The following is a 16,812-nucleotide window of genomic DNA, read 5'->3' as shown; positions in this document are numbered from 1 at the left end:
GGCGACAGCTGTCCCGCTTTCGATAGAATGCCAAATGATAAAGGAAATCCGCCACGTGCCCGTTGCGCCAACCCGGACCCAGCATCTGGCGTCCGGCAGCGAGATCGACAAGCACCGCCACGACGACCACCAGATCGTCTACGCCGGCCAGGGCACCATCGCCGTCACCACCGACGCCGGATCATGGATCGCCCCCGCCACCCGCGCGCTCTGGATTCCGGCGGGCACCATCCATCAGCACCAGGCCCACGGCGAACTCGACCTCCACCTCGTGGGCCTGCCCGTCACCGAGAACCCCCTCGGCCTCGACACACCCGCGGTCCTGACCGTCGGTCCCCTCCTGCGCGAACTGATCGTCGCCTACACGCGCACCCCCGACGACACCAGCCCGCCCCGCCTGCGCCTGCGTGCCGTCATGCTCGACCAGCTCAGGACCTCCCCCGAGCAGCCGCTCCACCTGCCGACCCCCACCAGCCCCCTGCTCCGGGAACTGCACGACATCCTGCGCGCCGATCCGGCGGACAACCGCTCCCTCGACGAACTCGGCCGGCAGATCGGCGCCAGCGCCCGCACCCTCTCCCGCCGTCTCCACGACGACCTCAGCCTCACCTACCCCCAGTGGCGCACCCAGGTCCGACTCCACCACGCGCTGATCCTCTTGGCCGACAACCTCCCCGTCACCACCGTCGCCCTCCGCTGCGGCTGGTCGTCAGCGAGCACCTTCATCGACGTATTCCGCCGCACCTTCGGCCACACCCCAGGCTCTCGCCCCACTACCTGATTCTTCACCCGACTGACTTACGGGGCGTCAAGATCCTTTGCCGGTCAGCCCTTAGACCTGAGTCAGAGGGTCATCGGCCGTAGGCACCGACTTTGTCAAGGATCTCGTCGGCTGCCTGGGTTCGGACGAATTGATCGCCCGCCGCCTCGGCATGAAGGTCCGCACCTGCCGGCCACATCTCCAATTCTCCGCCGCCCTCGGCAGCGGCAGCCGCGCCCAACTCGGCTACCTCATCGCCCGCTCGGGCATCTCGACGACCGCACGGCCGACCCGGCGGACTGAAACCGGCCATCCTCCCCCTACAACCATCCGCCGATCTCCGCTGTCTTGATCCCCGTGAAGAAGACGCTCATCGCCTCCGCCGCCGCACTCGGCGCGCTCGTCGCCGTCACCGGCCCGGCCGCGGCCCCCGCCGCGGCCGCCTCCGACGCCCTGTGGCTCTGGTCCGACCCGTACGAGATCACCCTCGCGGGCCCGTCCGAGGACGGCTCCCCCGCACCGTCGCAGTCGCTGACCGTGCAGATCAGCCATGACAACACGGCGACCACCGTCCCGGCCGGCACGCTCACCGTCGACGCCTCCGGAGTCGCCTCGTTCGCCGAGGTCACCTGGCCCGCGAACTGCCGCCCGGAGAACGAGACCACAGCCGTCTGCACCACCCCCGAACTCCCCGGCGGCGCCAACGCCCCTGCCGCTCGGATCGGCCTGACCACGAAGCCGGGCGCCACCGACGGCAACGACGGCTACGTCCGCTACACCGCCCAGGCCGGCGGCATGAACGCCTACCCGGGCGAGACCTACGTCGCCGTCAACGACGGCCCCGCGCTCGGCCTCACCCAAGCCGAGTACCGCACCGGCATGGCACCCGACCAGCCTTTCGACTCCTCCGTCGTCCTCGGCAACCAGGGCAACCGCACCGCCGACCGCACCCTGCTCACCGTCTTCACCTCCCGCGGCATCCGCCTCGGCATGTCCGTCCCCTCCAACTGCGAGTCCACGAACGCCGTCACCGGCCGTACGTTCCTCTGCGTCCTGGACGAGCGGACGACCCCGGGCTCTTACCACTCCCTCCCGCTGAAGTTCCGCACCAAGGACATGGCCCTCTTCGACCGCGTCGACTATTCGGCGCAGCCCTACTCCGAGCAGGCGCTCGCCGAGGCCCGCACCGGCCGCGCATTCACCCCGGGCGCCGGCCCGGAACTGAACCTCACCCCGGCCGCCGCCCCCTCCGACGAGCTCCAGCCGTACCGCAGCTTCACGGTGAAGACCGTCAACCAGGCCGACTACCGGCTGACCGCCTCCACCGTCTCCGGCGCGGCCGGCGACACCGTCCCCGCCACCGTCACCGTCCACAACGCGGGCCCCGCCTGGGTCGCCTCCCTCGGCGCGGGCGAACCCGCCGCGACCGTCGACATCGACATCCCCGCCGGCACCTCGGTCGCCTCCGCCCCCGACGCCTGTTGGTCCCAGTCCGAGACCCGCTACCGCTGCAACACCCCCATCTACCTCACCGAATCCGGCAAGGCCGCCACCCAGACCTTCCCCTTCACCCTGCACATCGACGAGGTCATACCGAACGCCACCGCCCGCGCCGCCGTCTACAACGACGCCTACGAACCCGCCGTCCGCACCTTCGACCCTGACCTGACGAACAACACGGCCACCCTCACCGTCAACCCCTCGACGAGCTGACGCACGCCCCCCTCCGGCTGCCCGGCCCGACCCCTGCGCCGGCCCCGTACGAGCCGGGCAGCCGACCTCCGCACCGCCCCGGTGACCCCAGCCGCACCACCCGTGGGCGACTGGCCCGCCCAGAGGGCGGAACGGGCGGGCACGGGCGAACCGAAGCACCGAGGGCCCGACGCCGCTCCCCACGCACCCACACCCGATCTCTGGCAGATAGTCCCGAACAGAACAGTTCGACGAGGCACCGGGCAGTTGTCGATCGAACGGATCTACCTGATCACCAGCCACGACGCCGGCGCCGCAACCGGCCGTGACTCGCCTCCTGGACCAAAGCTTTCTCGCCGGCGGCGGCTAGGGTGTCCCTCCTCAAGCCGTACCGGCGACTTGGACAGAGCCGTGGTCGCCTTCAGGCCCAGTTCGGCGTCGAACTCGTACGGCTTCTGTGAACCGATCGGCGCCGGTCGCGGCGACGACTTCACATGCGCCATCGCAATGGCTCGAATTTTCGCGGCCCAGCTGAAGGCCCACCTGGAGAGGGCCCGTCAATTACCGCCCACAGACGAGCCCTCTCCTCACACTGCAGATCACTCAGCAGCCGCGAAAGCCACTCAAGAGCGTCTCCACCTGCCGTCACCGCTCGCCCGCGAGGTCCACTTCCTCCCGCTGCACGGGTGCCGGATCCGCCGCCTCCGCGCTCCGCCAAGGGCGCGCGACCGGCGCCGAGACCGCGCGCCACCAGGCGTCCGAGGGGATCTCACCCGCGGGTTCGAACGGCTCGCCCGGCTGGGGGAACGCCACCACCTGCCCGGCCTCCCCGGCGGCGTCCTTCATCCACTCCCCGGGCTCCGACCACGGGTGTGGAGCGAGATTGAAGGTGCCCCAGTGGATCGGCAGCAGCGCGCCGTGCGGCTTGCCGCCCTGGAGGTCCAGATGCGCCCGCACACCCTCGGCGGGCGTCATGTGGATGTCGGGCCAGTACTCCGAATAGGCGCCGACCTGGATCATCGTCGCGTCGAAGGGGCCGTGCTCGGCACCGATGTCCTTGAAGCCGGGGAAATAGCCGGTGTCCCCGCTGTGGTAAACCCGGTGCTCGGGACCCGCGACGGCCCACGACGCCCAGAGGGTGTGCTGCTGGTTGCGCAGGCCGCGCCCGCAGAAGTGGCGTGCCGGCGTCGCGGTCAGGCTGATGCCCACGATGTGCGCGGTCTCGTTCCAGTCGAGCTCGTGGATGCGGTCCAGGGGCACGCCCCAGCGCTCCAGGTGCGCGCCGACACCGAGCGGGACCGCGAAGACCGTGTCCGTGCCTGCCAGGGTCTTGATGGTGGGCAGGTCGAGGTGGTCGTAGTGGTCGTGCGAGATCACGATGACGTCGACGGGGCCGAGCGCCGCGAGCGGCAGCGGAACGGGGTGCAGCCGCTTGGGGCCCGCGAAGTCGAAGGGGGAGCAGCGGTCGCCCCAGACCGGGTCGAAGAGCACCCGGCGGCCGTCGATCTCGGTGAGCACGCTGGAGTGACCCATCCAGGTCAGCCGGAGCCCCGTCGCGGGCGGGGCGGAGAGGTCGGCCAGTGTCGTGGCGTGGACGGGCACGGTGCCGAGCGGGGATCTGCGGGCCCGCTCCTCCTTGCGGAAGTAGCCCTTGGCGAATTCGATCATGGATCCGGTGGGCCTGGTCCGGGCGCCTTCCGGGTTCTGGAACACTCCGTCGGCGAAATTCGGCGAGCGGCGGATCCGCTCCATCCGGACCCCGGCGGGGTCCGCCCCGAAGGCGTCGGGGCGCAGCGAACGGAGTCGCGTACGGAGCGAGGGCTGGTTGTCGGCGCCGGTCACAGCATCTCCTGAGGGAGTCGGTGTCGTCTCATTATGGTCGGGAGGTACGACAGAGCGCGGGCTCGGCGCCGGACGTGGTGCGGTCGCGCACTCCTCCGGAGCGGCGAGAAGGGCGGCGACAGGGGCGGCGCGAAGGACTGCGGGGCCAGCGGCAGGGCCGGCTGCGGAGCCGGCGGTGGGGCGTCAGACACGCGGCTGCCCGTACACGTGCTCGATTCGCAGGGTGAGGGCGACCCTGCGGTCCTGGACCATCGCCCTTCGGTAGTCGTCCCAGTCCGGATGCTCGCCGCGCACGTCGCGGTAGAGCGTGATCAGCTGCTCCACGGTGTCGTCGTGGGGATCGGCCGCGGGCGGGGTCAGCTCGGCCGTGGCGTCGGCGACGGTCCAGGCCCACCGGTCGTCGCTGGTCACGTGGTAGCTCGCCCGGGGGTCCCTGCGGAGGTTGCGGGTCTTGGCCCGGCCCTCGGTGATGGACACCCGGATCAGCCCTTCACCCGGGTAGTAGGCGTGGTTCACGTTGGACAGCTGGGGCCTGCCGTCGCGCTTGAGCGTGACCAGCACCCCGCCGTCGTGCTCGCCGAGGAGCCGGAGCAGTGCCTCGCGTCCCGGTTCGATGTCCGTCATGCCAACTCCAACGTCCGTGTCCGCCGGAGGATTCCGCATTCAGCGGGCGGTGATGTCACGTCCTGACGACGCCACGTTGACAGGCGCGGCCCCGCATCCTGATACTGACCCGCTGTTCAGTAAATACCCCCAGGAGATCCCGGAGAGTCCACGCCAGGAGCTCCTCCGGATCCAGGAGCCGCCCGGTGACCGACCCCTCCCCCGCCCCGCTGATCTCGCTGACCTGGACGAACCATGTCACCGGCACCCAGGGGTATCTGGTCGTCGACCGGCTCGTACGGGGTGTGTCGAGCGGCGGGCTGCGCATGCGGGAGGGTTGCACTCTCGCCGAGGTGACCGGTCTGGCCAGGGGCATGAGCATGAAGGAGGCCCTGCACTACGACGCCGACGACGCCCGGGCGCGGTACATCCCGCTGGGCGGCGCCAAGGGAGGCATCGACTGCGACCCCCGCGACCCGCGTGCCTACGGGGTCCTCGTCCGCTATCTGCGGGCGGTGCGGCCGTACATCGAGAGCGTGTGGACGACCGGCGAGGATCTCGGGCTCAGCCAGGACCTGGTCGACCGGGCGGCGGCGGGGGCCGGGCTCGTGTCCACGATCCAGGCGGTCTATCCGCTGCTGGACGACGAGGCGGCGGCCCGCCGGCGGCTGGCGGACGCCTTCGCCGTCACGGTGGACGGGATCGGTCTCGACGAGCTGGTCGGCGGCTGCGGGGTGGCGGAAGCCGCGCTCGTGGCACTGGACCGGGCCGGCCTGGCCCCCGGAGACGCCCGGGTCTCCGTGCAGGGGCTCGGCACCATGGGAGGGGCGACGGCACGCTTCCTCGCCGGGGCGGGACTCACCGTCGTCGCGGTCGCCGACGTCAAGGGCACCATCGCCAACCCGGCGGGCCTGGACGTCGAAGCGCTGCTGGCCGCCCGGGACGCGTACGGGACGGTGGACCGCTCGGTACTGCGGGAGGCCGACCGGGAGCTGCCGCCCGACGCCTGGCTGGCCGCCGATGCAGACGTGCTCGTACCCGCCGCCGTGTCCTATGCCGTGGACGCTGCGAACCAGGTCGCGGTCAGGGCGCGTTGGGTGGTCGAGGCGGCGAACATGCCGGTGCTGCCCGAGGCGGAGGCCCTGCTCGCCCGGCGCGGGATCACCGTGCTGCCAGATGTCGTCGTCAACTCCGGTACGAACGCGTGGTGGTGGTGGACACTGTTCGGGGACATCGGCGCCGATGCCGATGAGGCGTTCCGGTACACCCGCCGTGCGATGCGCGGGCTCGTCGGCCGTGTCCTGGAGCGCGCCGACGCGGAAGGGATCGCACCGCGGGAGGCCGCGCACGCGCTCGTCGCGGAGCGGCTGCCGTTGATGGCGGAGCGGTTCGGCTGGTACCGCTGAGATCCACGGGGCCGGGCGGTCCCGTGTCCGGCACGGGGCGTTGGTTAGGGTGAACGCGTGGCGAGAGTACGGCTGAGCGTGGCGGAACGTCGTGAAGAACTCCTGCGCGCTGCCGTCGAACAGATCGAGGTGCGGGGCGTCGCGGCTGTCCGGATCGCCGACGTCGCCTCCGTCCTCGGGGTGAGCAACGCCCTGGTGCTCTACCACTTCTCGTCGAAGGAGAAGCTGATGGCCGCCGCGTTCGCGTACGCCGCGGAGGCCGACCTCGCCCACCTGCGCAGGCTGCTGACCCGCCGCACCAGCGCGGTGCGGCGGCTGCGCGCCGCCGTTCGCTGGTACGCCCCTACCGGTCAGGCCAAGGGCTGGCGCCTGTGGATCGAGGGCTGGGCCTCCTCCCTGCGCGACCCGGCGCTGCGCGAGGTGGCCGGTGATCTCGATCAGCAGTGGAAGGCGGAGCTGGCCGAGGTCATCGAGGAGGGCGCGGCGGGCGGTGAATTCCACTGCGACGACCCGATGTCGGTCGCCTGGCGGCTCACCGCTCTGCTGGACGGTCTGGCCGTCCAGATGACGTCGTACGCGGGACCGCTCTCCCGCGCCACGATGCTGCAGTGGGCCGAGGAGGCGCTCGCCCGCGAACTGGGCATCGATCACGAGGTCCTGACCAGCTGACCACGCCCGGTCGCGGTCCCGCCGGTCCGGCGCGGAGCCGGCCCCCGCCCCGATCAGGTCTGGCGCACCGGGGCGTAGGCCTCTCCTTCGAGCCCGAAGGTCCACGCGACGCCCTCCTTCGCCGTCCGGATCCTCGGCGGTACCCGCAGCCAGTAGGTGCGGTGGGTTCCGTCAGGCTCCGGGGTGGAGTTGACGACCTCGACCATCACGACGTCCTCGTCGCCCTCCATGGCGATGCGCCAGAGGATGCCCGTCTCGTCGCGGTGCACCGGTTCGGCGCCAGATTCGGAGAGATAGCGGTCGTAGCCGTAGTACTCGAGCATCACCCGGCGCAGCTCGGCGTTCTCCTCGGCCCTGATCCGCTCGGGAGTCAGTCCCGCCAGGCCTTCCAGGAACTCCACCGGCACGGGCATCCCGCGCCAGGCGTACAGCGCGAAGCCGTCGGGGTAGGCCAGCGCCGGGCCGTCACCCCTGTCGAGCCGCCCCGCCTCGTCGCGGTGGAGCACCGAGGGCCGTTCGCTGATGACCACGGCGCGCTCGTACGGCCACCACCAGCCGGCGTTCCTCGCGACCTCCGCCAGTCCGGTCAGCCGGTCACCCCGGCCGTCGAAGGCGGCGAGCCAGGCCGCGTCGTGCTGGCCGAGCACCGCGTCGAGCAGCACCAGGCGTACGTCCGGCTCGTCCTCGGGCCGGGTGGTGAGCTCGGCGACGACACCCGTGCGTATCCGCTCGGCAAGCCCGGCCGTGGTCTCCCACAGCTGGGCGCCGGTGGCGGACCACAGCGACGACCAGCCGGCCGGGCCGAGCTCGTCGTACATCCGGCGCCGCTCCGCCGCCCAGGGGCGGGTGCGGACCTCTTCGCGGACCGAGCGCCCCGCGTCGACGAGCTTCTCCACCACCTCGACGGCGGCCTTCGGCGAGTCGGTCCAGATGATGCGCTCGGGCTCGGCGAGCCCCGCGCTGCGGTAGGCGAGCCGCACCCCGTCCTCCGCGGCGCTCCGGTCGCCCCGGCCCGTCGCCGCCGCCACGGCCCGCCACGTGTTCACGTACTGCATCGGTATTCCCCGTCCCCTGTTCCTGGTCCTGTTCCCTGGCCGCGTGTCACCGCGCGACCGTCCGCACCTCACGGCACCGCCGTGCGACCGCGCACCATCGCTCCCGCCCCGCGGGCCTCAGTCCGCGACGATCCTGACCGCCCCCGGGGCGTACTCCCGCTGGCGCACCACACGGAACCAGCCTGTCGGCAGTGCTATCGCCGCGTGTTCCTCGTGCACCACGCGTCCACCCTCGGGGAGATGGAGCAGCATCGGGCCGAACGTCCCGGCCTCCCGCATGAGCCTGCCCGGCCCCTGCACGGCGTGCGCGTGTCCCGTGACCTCGCCCAGCGCCAGCACGAGCCTCCCGCGCCCGTCACGCGGTTCACCCGGCGCTTCGAGGAAGTGCGCGGGCACCTCCGACTCCCCCAGCGCCACGATCAGTACGTCACCCTGCCGGTACACAGATGTCTCCCCTCCGTCCCGGCACCCCCTGTGCCGGTCACAGATAAGACGCTACGAGAGGGGTCTGACATCGGGACCCGTGGCGGGTCCTGGTGGCCGTGGCCGAGGGTCCGATCGAGGGCCGACCGAGCCGTCCCGCTCACCGGGGCCGGCTCGCCCAGGGCCTGTCCGGCGGGTCCCGCGACTCGCCTTGCGCGGGATGGTCCGGGCGGGGGGCGGGGTGAGGAGCGTCAGCGGGGACGTGCATCCGGTGGGCTGCCGTCCGTGCGATCGGGGCCTGAGCCGAGTGACCCGGCCGCCGTCAGCCGCTCGGCGAACGTCCGGAAGTCGGCAGCCAGCGAGAGCTCCGTGCCGTCCTCCACGTCGAACCAGGTCACGCAGGGCTCGCCCTGCTTCCCGCAGGCCCGGTAGTCGAGGGCGACCCAGCAGTGGCCGTCGCCGGACAGCAGAACCAGAGGAGACGGCAGTCCCCACTCCTCGACCAGGTAGGCCGAGTCCAGCAACGACACCATCCCGTCCTCACGGCCGATGCCCATCATCTCGTCGAACGGCACATGGTCCTCGCTCCACGACGTCGGCCCCTCGGTCGGGAACGCGTTCCACGCGTCCGCCACCACACCGCCGTTCCGAACCCGCAGGACTTCCAGCAACGCAACCGGCAGACGGACACCGAGCAGACGCTCGGCGTCCTCCACGGCCGCGTCGGTCAACGGCGGCTGGACCCCGTACGGTCCGTCGCCCCAGAATGTCGCCCTGACCTCATCGAACCCCGCCACGGACGCATCCTAGGGCCGCATCCCAGGGCTTGACGATCCATGAGCTCCGACCGCGGCGTGAGGGCACTGCGGCTGGCCCGGTCGCGCCGTTGTCAGTGGCACTTGATAAACCTTGCGGACATCAGCCGTCCCCAGTATCAGGAGCTCAGTGCCATGTCCGACGCGGACCGTCTGCACGAGTTGCTCGGCCTTCCGGCCGTCGATTTCCAGCGCGAGACCGATGGATCGGCCCGTCCCGCGGCCGACTCCGCGGCCTGGCGCATCAGCGTCGACCCCTACAGCGACGACCGGAACGGCCCGTGGGAGGAGGAGTTCGCCGCTTTCCTCGACGCCGTCGATCCTTCCGGGGTCGAGGCCCTGATCATCGGGCAGTGGGGAGAGACGTACGAGACGGACTCGTCCCACCCCATCGGCCTCGTCACCGCCGCAGCCGACCGGTTCACCTCGCTCAAGGCGGTGTTCGTCGGGGATCTGATGGCGGAGGAGGCCGAGATCTCGTGGATCGAGCAGTCGGACGTCACCGTGCTGCTCACCGCCTTCCCCGGCCTGACGCATCTCGGTGTGCGCGGCGGCACCGGCCTGCTGTTCCCGCCCGTCAAGCACGAGTCCCTGCGATCGCTCACCATCGAGAGCGGCGGACTCCCGGCGGAGGCGCTGCGCGGCGTCCTGGACAGCGAGCTTCCGGCACTGGAGAGGCTGGACCTCTGGCTCGGTGTCTCCGCGTACGGGGGTGATGTGGTCCTCCCTGATCTGGCACCCCTGCTCGCCGGTACCCGTTTCCCGCGGCTGCACCACCTCGGCCTGCGCAACAGCGAGTTGCAGAACGAGATCGCGGTGGCGATCGGGGCGGCGCCGGTCGTCGCGCAGCTCCGTACCCTCGACCTGTCGAACGGCACGCTCGGCGACGAGGGAGCGGCCGCCCTGCTCGAAGGCCAGCCGCTCACCCATCTCACGTCGCTCGACCTGCACCACCACTTCATGACGGCACCGATGGAGAGCCGGCTCGCCGAGGCGCTGCGGCCGTACGGTGTGTCCGTCGATCTTTCGGGGCGCAACGAGCCGTGGGGCGGCCGTGGGATCGAAGGCCGCTACACCGCGGTCGCGGAGTGATGGCGCGATGATCGACATCACTCACCCCGGCACCTTCCACGGCCTGCCGGTCCACACGATGCCCCTGCAGGACGCACCGGGCGCGGAAGCACTCCCCGAAGCCGACGCGGTGGCCTGGCGGCTGGACTGCCAGTGGGGCGAGTCGGAGTTCGAGGGGGTCTGGCAGCGCTTCCTCACGTCGGTCGACCCCGGCAGAGTCCGCGCCCTGCTGATAGGTCCCTGGTGGGAGGGCGACTACGTCAGCTTCTCCCCGGTGGTCGAGGCGATCGTCTCGGAAGCCCACCGCTTCCCGGCGCTGCGCGCGTTGTTCCTCGCCGATGTGGAGAGCGAGGAGTGCGAGATCTCCTGGCTGGAGATGTGCGACATCACGCCGGTGCTGGAGGCGCTTCCCCTCCTGGAGGAGCTGACCGTGCGCGGCTGCGGGAGCTGGAGTCCCGAAGAGGAGCAGCTCCGGCTGCGCCCGGTCCGCCATCAGGCGCTGCGGTCGCTCCGGTTCGAGTCCGGCGGTCTGCCCGGCCATGTGGTGAGCGCGGTGGGCGCGTCCGATCTGCCCGCCCTCGAACATCTGGAGCTCTGGTTCGGCTCCGAGTCGTACGGCGGTGACGCCACCGTGGCGGATCTGGCCCCCGTGCTGTCCGGCGCCGCGCTGCCCCGGCTGCGCCATCTCGGGCTCCAGAACAGCGAGATCCAGGACGAGATCGCGGCTGCCGTCGCCTCCGCCCCGGTGGTCGCCTGGCTGGACTCGCTCTCCCTGTCGATGGGCACCCTCGGCGACACGGGCGCGCAGGCCCTGCTCGAAGGTCAGCCGCTCATCCATCTGTCGGCACTGGATCTCCGCCACCACTATCTCTCGGCCCCCTTCGTCTCCCGCATCCAGGATCTCTGCGCCCGGGCCGGTGTCCGTGTCGATCTGGCCGAGGCGGAGGACTGGGACCCCGAGGACGAGTTCCGTTATGTCGCCGTCAGTGAGTAGCGCGGCGCCGCGGCTCGCGGTGGTCGGCATCCCCTCCAACCGCCGGGTCGGGCTCTTCCAGGAGGCCGTACGGGCGGCGGGGCTGCCGGCCGCGCGCGTGGTGCCGTGGATGGATGTGCTGCGCGGTGGGCCGTCCTTCCTGCCGGGCGAGACCGTGCGTATCGAGTCGCCCGGTGAGGACGCCGAGGTGGACCGCCTGCTGCGCGGGGCCGACGACCCCACGAGGGTGGAGGGTTCGGCCCTCTGGTACGCCCGGTTCACCTCAGCGGTACGGGACATCGCCCGGGCCGCCACGACGGTGGGCGCGGTACTGCTGGACGGCCCCCGGGACATCGCGGTGCTGTTCGACAAGCGGCTCTGCCACGGCGTGCTGGACGCCGCAGGGGTCCCGGTGCCGGACTCCCCGACGTCCGGTCCCGACGCGGCCCCGGTGCGGGGCTGGGCGGATGTGCGCCGGCTGATGGCGGATCACCGCATGCCGAGGGTGTTCCTGAAACCCGCGCACGGCTCCTCCGCCTCGGGGGTGGTGGCCCTGGAGACGGCCGGGCCCGGCAGGCTGCGGGCATCCACCTCCGTCGAGCGTGACGAGGAGAGCAGGCTCTTCAACTCGCTGCGGGTGCGCCGCCTCACGACGGAGCACGAGGTGGCGGCCCTCGTCGACGCCCTGGCCCCGGACGGGCTGCACATCGAACGCTGGCTGCCGAAGGCGTCCCAGGGCGGGCGGGTCGCCGACCTCCGGGTCGTGGTGGTGGCCGGCCGGGCGACGCACGCCGTCGTACGGACCAGCCGCTCCCCGATGACCAATCTGCATCTGGGCGGGACCCGCGGTGACCTGAACCAGGTGCGGGCCGCCGTGGAGGACGCGGGCGGCAGTTGGCGCGCCGCGCTGGCTGTGTGCGAGGAGGCGGCGGCGTGCTTCCCGGACACGCTGTGCGTGGGCGTCGATCTGCTGCCCGCGACCGGCTGGCGGCGTTTCGCCGTCGGCGAGGCCAATGCCTTCGGCGACCTCCTGCCGCGCCTGACGGGCCTGCCGGGCAGTGGCGCGGAGGGCCTGGACACCTACGGCGCGCAGATCGCCTCCCTACTGGACCGAGCAAGGAACGACCGAGCAAGGAACGACCGTGCAAGGAACGACCGTGTCACCGACGCCCGCTGAAACACCGGCCCGTGAAGCGCGGACCGCTGCCCCCGCCGTGCCCCCGGCCCCGGGAACGACCACCGGCCCGGCCACGAGTGCCGACCCCGACATGAACGCGGTCGTGGGCAGTCACGACCTTCTGCTCGTCACCCTGGACACCCTGAGGTTCGACGTCGCCGAGGAGCTGGCCGCGGCCGGGCGCATCCCGAATCTGGTCCGGCATCTGCCCGGCGGTGTCTGGGAGAAGAGGCATGCGCCCGGCAGCTTCACCTACGCCTCCCACCAGGCGATATTCGCCGGATTCCTGCCGACGCCCGCCGCGCCGGGCCCTCACCCGAGGCTGTTCGCCGCTCGTTTCGCCGGAAGCGAGTCCACCGCCGAGCGCACCTTCGTCCACGACACGCCGGACATCCTCTCGGGCCTGGCCGAGGTCGGCTATCGCACGGTGTGCGTCGGTGGTGTCGGCTTCTTCGACCGCCGCCCGCCGCTCGGCTCGGTGCTGCCCGGCATGTTCCAGGAGAGCCACTGGGAGCCCGGGTTCGGCGTCGCCTCGCCGACGTCCTTCGAGGAGCAGGTCTCGTGCGCCGAGCGGGTCGTGGCGGGACTCCCCCGGGACCAGAAGCTGTTCCTCTTCGTCAATGTGTCGGCGCTGCACCAGCCCAACTGGTTCCACATGCCCGGCGCCGACGCCGGTGCCGGTGACTCCCGGGCCACCCACGCCGCCGCCCTGGAGTACGTGGACCGGCACATCGGGCGCCTCTTCACCGCCGCGAGCAGCCGCCGCAGGTGCTTCGCCATCGTCTGCTCCGATCACGGCACGGCCTACGGCGACGACGGATACACCGGTCACCGGCTCGGACACGAGGCCGTGTGGACCGTGCCCTACGCCCATTTCTTCCTCGAACCGGGGGCCACCCGATGACCGCCACCGCACGCGCCACCGCGAACAGCACCGGCCCGTACCGCAGTTATGTCTACGCCTACCCTCACAAGACCGCCTACCGCCCGCTCGACGGGCACCCGGCGGGCAGGCCGCTGCTGAGCGAGCTCTGGGCGGCGGAACGCAAGGACGCGCTCTCCCTCTATCTCCACATACCGTTCTGCGAGGTCCGCTGCGGCTTCTGCAATCTGTTCACCCGGATCGGCGCCCCCGACGAGCTGACGACGCGCTATCTCGACGCCCTCGACCGGCAGGCCACCGCCGTCCGGGACGCGCTGGGCGACGGTGAGCCGGTCCGGTTCGCCGCCGCCGCGTTCGGCGGTGGCACCCCCACCTTCCTCACCGCCGGCGAGCTGGAGCGCCTCTGCGACATCGCGGAGAAGCGGATGGGTGCCGACCTGCGTTCGGTGCCGCTCTCCGTCGAGACCTCGCCGTCGACGGCGACGGCGGACCGGCTGTCCGTGCTGGCCGACCGGGGCACCACCCGTATCAGCATCGGCGTGCAGAGCTTCGTCGACGCCGAGGCCCGCGCCGCGGTCCGCCCGCAACACAGGTCCGAGGTCGAGGCGGCACTCGGCCGGATACGCGACGCCCGCATCCCGGTGCTCAACATCGATCTGATCTACGGCATCGAGGGCCAGACGGAGGCGAGCTGGCGCACCTCGCTGGACGCCGCCCTGGCCTGGCGCCCGGAGGAGCTGTATCTCTACCCGCTCTACGTGCGCCCGCTGACCGGACTCGGGCGGCTGGGCACCGGGTCGGGCGGGCCGGAGGACCCCGACCCCGCGTGGGACGAGCAGCGGCTGCGGCTGTACCGCGCGGGCCGCGACCATCTCCTGGCCCAGGGGTACGAGCAGGTGTCGATGCGGATGTTCCGCCGTGCGGACGCCCCGCGGTCCGGCCCCGACGACTACGCCTGCCAGACGGACGGCATGATCGGGCTCGGCTGCGGCGCCCGCTCGTACACCTCCTCGCTGCACTACTCCTTCGACTACGCGGTGGAGATGCGGGAGATCCGGGGCATCATCGACGGCTTCACCACCACCGGGGACTTCTCCCGGGCGGAGGTCGGCCGGTACGTCGACGGCGACGAGGCCCGCAGACGCCACCTCCTCCAGTCGCTCCTCCAGGCGGAGGGCATGCGGCCCGCCGAGTACCGCGAGCGCTTCGGCACCGATCCGTACGACGACTTCCCCGCCGAGCTGGCGCTCTTCACCGCACGCGGCTGGCTGGACGAGGAGGCGCGCCCGGTGCTGCTGCGCCTCTCCCCCGAGGGCCTCGCCCACTCCGACGCGCTGGGCCCGGAGCTGTTCTCCCCCGGAGTGCGGGCCGCGATGGCCGCGTACGAGGCGAAGTGAGCCGGGCGGGGAGCATGGACCTGACGATTCTCTACCGGGGCCCGCTGGCCTCGTGCGACTACGACTGCCCCTACTGCCCGTTCGCCAAGCGGCGGGACAGCGTGGAGCAGCTGCGGACCGACCGTGCGGCCCTGGAGCGGTTCACCGCCTGGGCAGCGGGGCAGACGGGTGACGGTCTCTCGGTGCTGTTCACGCCGTGGGGAGAGGGCCTGGTGCGGTCCTGGTACCGGCGTGCGCTGGTCGAGCTGTCACGGCTGCCGCACATCCGCCGGGTCGCCATCCAGACCAATCTCAGCGGCCGTACGGGCTGGCTGGCGGCTGCCGACCGGGACAAGGTCGCCCTGTGGTGCACGTACCACCCGGGCCAGACACCGTACGAGCGGTTCCTCGGCCGGTGCCGGGAGCTGACCGCTCTCGGGGTCCGCCACAGCGTCGGGGTGGTCGGCATCGAGGAGCACCTGGAGGAGGCGAGAAGGCTGCGCTCGGCGCTGCCGTCCGAGGTCTACCTCTGGGTCAACGCCGCGGAGGGACACACCTACACGGACGAGGAGGCCGACCGCTGGACGGCGCTGGACCCGCTATTCCCCCTCAGCCGGTTCCCGCACCGCTCGGCCGGACTGCCCTGCCGGACGGGCGAGTCGGTGATCTCGGTGGACGGGGACGGGACGGTGCGCCGCTGTCACTTCGTCCGCGCGGAGCTGGGCAATCTGTACGACGGCAGCTTCCGGGACGCGCTGGGCCCGCGGGGCTGCCCGCTCGATGTCTGCGACTGCCACATCGGCTATGTGCACCTGGAGACGCTGCCGCTGTACGACGTCTTCGCGGGCGGCGTGCTGGAGCGGATACCCGCCGCCCCGGTACGGATGCCCGCCGGCCCGGCGCGCGCGCGGGCCGGCGTGGACGTGACCGGGCCGCCCGCCCGGCCGTCGCGGACATCCGCCCCGGACGGGCCCGTGGCTCCGGAACCGGTCCGGCGCCTGCTCCCGGTCGTCAGCCGCTGACGGGTCAGAGCGGCAGAAGGTCGGGGCGCTTGGCCGCGACGTGGTCCCCCGAGGACTCGCCGCGCAGCCGCCGGCCGATCCAGGGCACGAGATACTCGCGCGCCCACTGGATGTCGTCGCGCCGCACCTCAAGGGCCCCCCGGTGTGCCTGCGGGGGCCACACCTGGTCCGGGTCGGCCGGCACGTCGAGGCCGAGGACCTTGGCGGCGCGTAGCGCGACCCGGGTGTGTCCCTCGGGCGAGAGGTGCAGCCGGTCGTTGTCCCAGGCGCGCCGGTCCTGCACGGACCGCAGGGACCACAGGTCGAGGACCGGGCAGTCGTAGCGGTCGGCGATGGACCGGACATGGGCGGTGTACATGGCGATCTTGCCCCGCAGGTGCTTGAGCACCGGGATGCCGCGGGTGTCGAAGCCGGTGGTGACCATCACCGTGCCGACGGCCTGGGTCAGCTCGGCGACGGCTCGCTCGAAGCGCTCCGCCACGTCGTCCGGGTCGGAACCGGGACGGAGGATGTCGTTGCCTCCCGCGCAGAAGCTCACCAGATCAGGTGCCAGCTCCTTGGCGCGGGGGACCTGTTCCTCGACTATCTGGTCGAGGAGGCGTCCGCGTACGGCGAGATTGGCGTACCGGAAGTTCCCGTGCGGGTCGTCCGGGGGACCGACCGTTGCGCCCGGGACCGGGAGCTGGTCCGCGAGGAGGACCGCGAAGCGGTCGGCCCAGCCGAGGAGCGTTCCGTCCGGGCCGGGGTCTCCGACACCCTCGGTGAAGCTGTCGCCAATCGCCGCGTACGACCCGATGATGCCTTGTTGTTTGTTTCTCGAATCGTCTGCCACAACGGCTTATCCTGCACCCTCGATTGTGACCTACGCGACCGTAATAAGGGGTTGACGGGTGGTGATAAAGACCACCCGGTCAGTTTTTGGTAAAGCCGGAATAAGAAGAGGGGCGGGGGGGCGCGGGGCCCCCCCCCCCGAGCGCACCCGCAGGGGGGCGGGTGTGAGATTGTGTAGCCCGGGGAACCCAGGGTGGGGGTCGGGGGGGCGGAG

The 16,812-nt window shown here is 71.7% G+C and carries 16 protein-coding genes and 1 pseudogene; 11 read left to right on the top strand and 6 right to left on the bottom strand.

Annotated elements, in window-relative coordinates:
* The first annotated feature begins 34 nt into the window (after window positions 1-34).
* The 3 genes and pseudogenes from ACWCQM_RS38075 to ACWCQM_RS38065 all read left to right on the top strand — a co-directional run bounded on the left by ACWCQM_RS38075 (window position 35) and on the right by ACWCQM_RS38065 (window position 2,473).
* Window positions 35-781 carry an AraC family transcriptional regulator gene (locus tag ACWCQM_RS38075; RefSeq protein ID WP_450919659.1) on the top strand — a complete coding sequence of 249 codons (747 nt, stop codon included), beginning with the start codon at window positions 35-37 and terminating at the stop codon, window positions 779-781.
* A gap of 124 nt (window positions 782-905) precedes the next feature.
* Window positions 906-1,112 (top strand): annotated as a pseudogene (locus ACWCQM_RS38070) (hypothetical protein); the annotation flags it as partial.
* Window positions 1,113-1,117: 5 nt separating this feature from the next.
* A complete protein-coding gene (locus ACWCQM_RS38065; protein WP_450919658.1) occupies window positions 1,118-2,473 on the top strand; it encodes a hypothetical protein in 1,356 nt (451 codons plus the stop codon).
* Window positions 2,474-3,097: 624 nt separating this feature from the next.
* Here ACWCQM_RS38065 and ACWCQM_RS38060 read toward each other — a convergent pair.
* Both ACWCQM_RS38060 and ACWCQM_RS38055 read right to left on the bottom strand, forming a co-directional pair.
* Window positions 3,098-4,294: an MBL fold metallo-hydrolase gene (locus ACWCQM_RS38060; RefSeq protein ID WP_450919657.1), complete on the bottom strand. Its 1,197-nt coding sequence runs from the start codon at window positions 4,292-4,294 to the stop codon at window positions 3,098-3,100.
* Between the two features lie 183 nt (window positions 4,295-4,477).
* Window positions 4,478-4,918: a PPOX class F420-dependent oxidoreductase gene (locus ACWCQM_RS38055; RefSeq protein ID WP_450919656.1), complete on the bottom strand. Its 441-nt coding sequence runs from the start codon at window positions 4,916-4,918 to the stop codon at window positions 4,478-4,480.
* Between the two features lie 185 nt (window positions 4,919-5,103).
* On the opposite strand from ACWCQM_RS38055, the gene ACWCQM_RS38050 reads away from it, so the two are divergent.
* Window positions 5,104-6,303, top strand: coding sequence for a Glu/Leu/Phe/Val dehydrogenase dimerization domain-containing protein (locus ACWCQM_RS38050; protein ID WP_450919655.1), 1,200 nt, complete (start codon window positions 5,104-5,106; stop codon window positions 6,301-6,303).
* A gap of 57 nt (window positions 6,304-6,360) precedes the next feature.
* On the top strand, window positions 6,361-6,972 hold the full coding sequence (locus tag ACWCQM_RS38045; RefSeq protein WP_267078534.1) for a TetR/AcrR family transcriptional regulator: 612 nt from the start codon (window positions 6,361-6,363) through the stop codon (window positions 6,970-6,972).
* Between the two features lie 53 nt (window positions 6,973-7,025).
* Here ACWCQM_RS38045 and ACWCQM_RS38040 read toward each other — a convergent pair whose 3' ends face one another.
* From ACWCQM_RS38040 to ACWCQM_RS38030, 3 genes are all read right to left on the bottom strand, one after another.
* Window positions 7,026-8,027 carry a DUF6745 domain-containing protein gene (locus ACWCQM_RS38040; RefSeq protein ID WP_450919654.1) on the bottom strand — a complete coding sequence of 334 codons (1,002 nt, stop codon included), beginning with the start codon at window positions 8,025-8,027 and terminating at the stop codon, window positions 7,026-7,028.
* A gap of 117 nt (window positions 8,028-8,144) precedes the next feature.
* Window positions 8,145-8,471: a hypothetical protein gene (locus tag ACWCQM_RS38035; protein WP_073749058.1), complete on the bottom strand. Its 327-nt coding sequence runs from the start codon at window positions 8,469-8,471 to the stop codon at window positions 8,145-8,147.
* Window positions 8,472-8,701: 230 nt separating this feature from the next.
* Complete coding sequence (locus ACWCQM_RS38030; protein WP_450919653.1) at window positions 8,702-9,247, bottom strand: SMI1/KNR4 family protein; 546 nt, start codon at window positions 9,245-9,247, stop codon at window positions 8,702-8,704.
* Window positions 9,248-9,400: 153 nt separating this feature from the next.
* Between ACWCQM_RS38030 and ACWCQM_RS38025 the strand changes: the two genes are divergently transcribed.
* From ACWCQM_RS38025 to ACWCQM_RS38000, 6 genes are all read left to right on the top strand, one after another.
* A complete protein-coding gene (locus ACWCQM_RS38025) occupies window positions 9,401-10,357 on the top strand; it encodes an STM4015 family protein (protein ID WP_450919652.1) in 957 nt (318 codons plus the stop codon).
* A 7-nt stretch (window positions 10,358-10,364) separates the two neighbouring features.
* Window positions 10,365-11,330, top strand: a complete 966-nt coding sequence (locus tag ACWCQM_RS38020; RefSeq protein WP_450919651.1) for an STM4015 family protein — start codon at window positions 10,365-10,367, stop codon at window positions 11,328-11,330.
* Complete coding sequence (locus ACWCQM_RS38015) at window positions 11,311-12,486, top strand: STM4014 family protein (protein ID WP_450919650.1); 1,176 nt, start codon at window positions 11,311-11,313, stop codon at window positions 12,484-12,486. The genes ACWCQM_RS38020 and ACWCQM_RS38015 overlap by 20 nt, the downstream gene beginning before the upstream one ends.
* 91 nt (window positions 12,487-12,577) lie before the next feature.
* Complete coding sequence (locus tag ACWCQM_RS38010) at window positions 12,578-13,390, top strand: STM4013/SEN3800 family hydrolase (protein ID WP_450919683.1); 813 nt, start codon at window positions 12,578-12,580, stop codon at window positions 13,388-13,390.
* A complete protein-coding gene (locus ACWCQM_RS38005) occupies window positions 13,387-14,766 on the top strand; it encodes an STM4012 family radical SAM protein (protein ID WP_450919649.1) in 1,380 nt (459 codons plus the stop codon). The genes ACWCQM_RS38010 and ACWCQM_RS38005 overlap by 4 nt, the downstream gene beginning before the upstream one ends.
* A gap of 14 nt (window positions 14,767-14,780) precedes the next feature.
* Window positions 14,781-15,767: an STM4011 family radical SAM protein gene (locus ACWCQM_RS38000; RefSeq protein WP_450919648.1), complete on the top strand. Its 987-nt coding sequence runs from the start codon at window positions 14,781-14,783 to the stop codon at window positions 15,765-15,767.
* A 4-nt stretch (window positions 15,768-15,771) separates the two neighbouring features.
* Here ACWCQM_RS38000 and ACWCQM_RS37995 read toward each other — a convergent pair whose 3' ends face one another.
* Window positions 15,772-16,599 (bottom strand): SGNH/GDSL hydrolase family protein, encoded by an 828-nt coding sequence (locus ACWCQM_RS37995; protein ID WP_450919647.1) that lies wholly within the window; start codon window positions 16,597-16,599, stop codon window positions 15,772-15,774.
* Between the last annotated feature and the right edge of the window lie 213 nt (window positions 16,600-16,812).

Source organism: Streptomyces sp. NPDC002125 (assembly GCF_053593715.1).
The sequence above is the reverse complement of the archived record's forward strand: the minus strand, read 5'-3'. Positions and strand labels throughout refer to the sequence as shown.

Bases quoted from the DNA above. Each gene is read 5' to 3' on its own strand.
- ACWCQM_RS38075 (WP_450919659.1), top strand. From the start codon at position 35: ATGATAAAGGAAATCCGCCACGTGCCCGTTGCGCCAACCCGGACCCAG.
- ACWCQM_RS38055 (WP_450919656.1), bottom strand. From the start codon at position 4,918: ATGACGGACATCGAACCGGGACGCGAGGCACTGCTCCGGCTCCTCGGC.
- ACWCQM_RS38040 (WP_450919654.1), bottom strand. From the start codon at position 8,027: ATGCAGTACGTGAACACGTGGCGGGCCGTGGCGGCGGCGACGGGCCGG.
- ACWCQM_RS38025 (WP_450919652.1), top strand. From the start codon at position 9,401: ATGTCCGACGCGGACCGTCTGCACGAGTTGCTCGGCCTTCCGGCCGTC.
- ACWCQM_RS38020 (WP_450919651.1), top strand. From the start codon at position 10,365: ATGATCGACATCACTCACCCCGGCACCTTCCACGGCCTGCCGGTCCAC.
- ACWCQM_RS38015 (WP_450919650.1), top strand. From the start codon at position 11,311: ATGTCGCCGTCAGTGAGTAGCGCGGCGCCGCGGCTCGCGGTGGTCGGC.
- ACWCQM_RS38010 (WP_450919683.1), top strand. From the start codon at position 12,578: ATGAACGCGGTCGTGGGCAGTCACGACCTTCTGCTCGTCACCCTGGAC.
- ACWCQM_RS38005 (WP_450919649.1), top strand. From the start codon at position 13,387: ATGACCGCCACCGCACGCGCCACCGCGAACAGCACCGGCCCGTACCGC.
- ACWCQM_RS38000 (WP_450919648.1), top strand. From the start codon at position 14,781: ATGGACCTGACGATTCTCTACCGGGGCCCGCTGGCCTCGTGCGACTAC.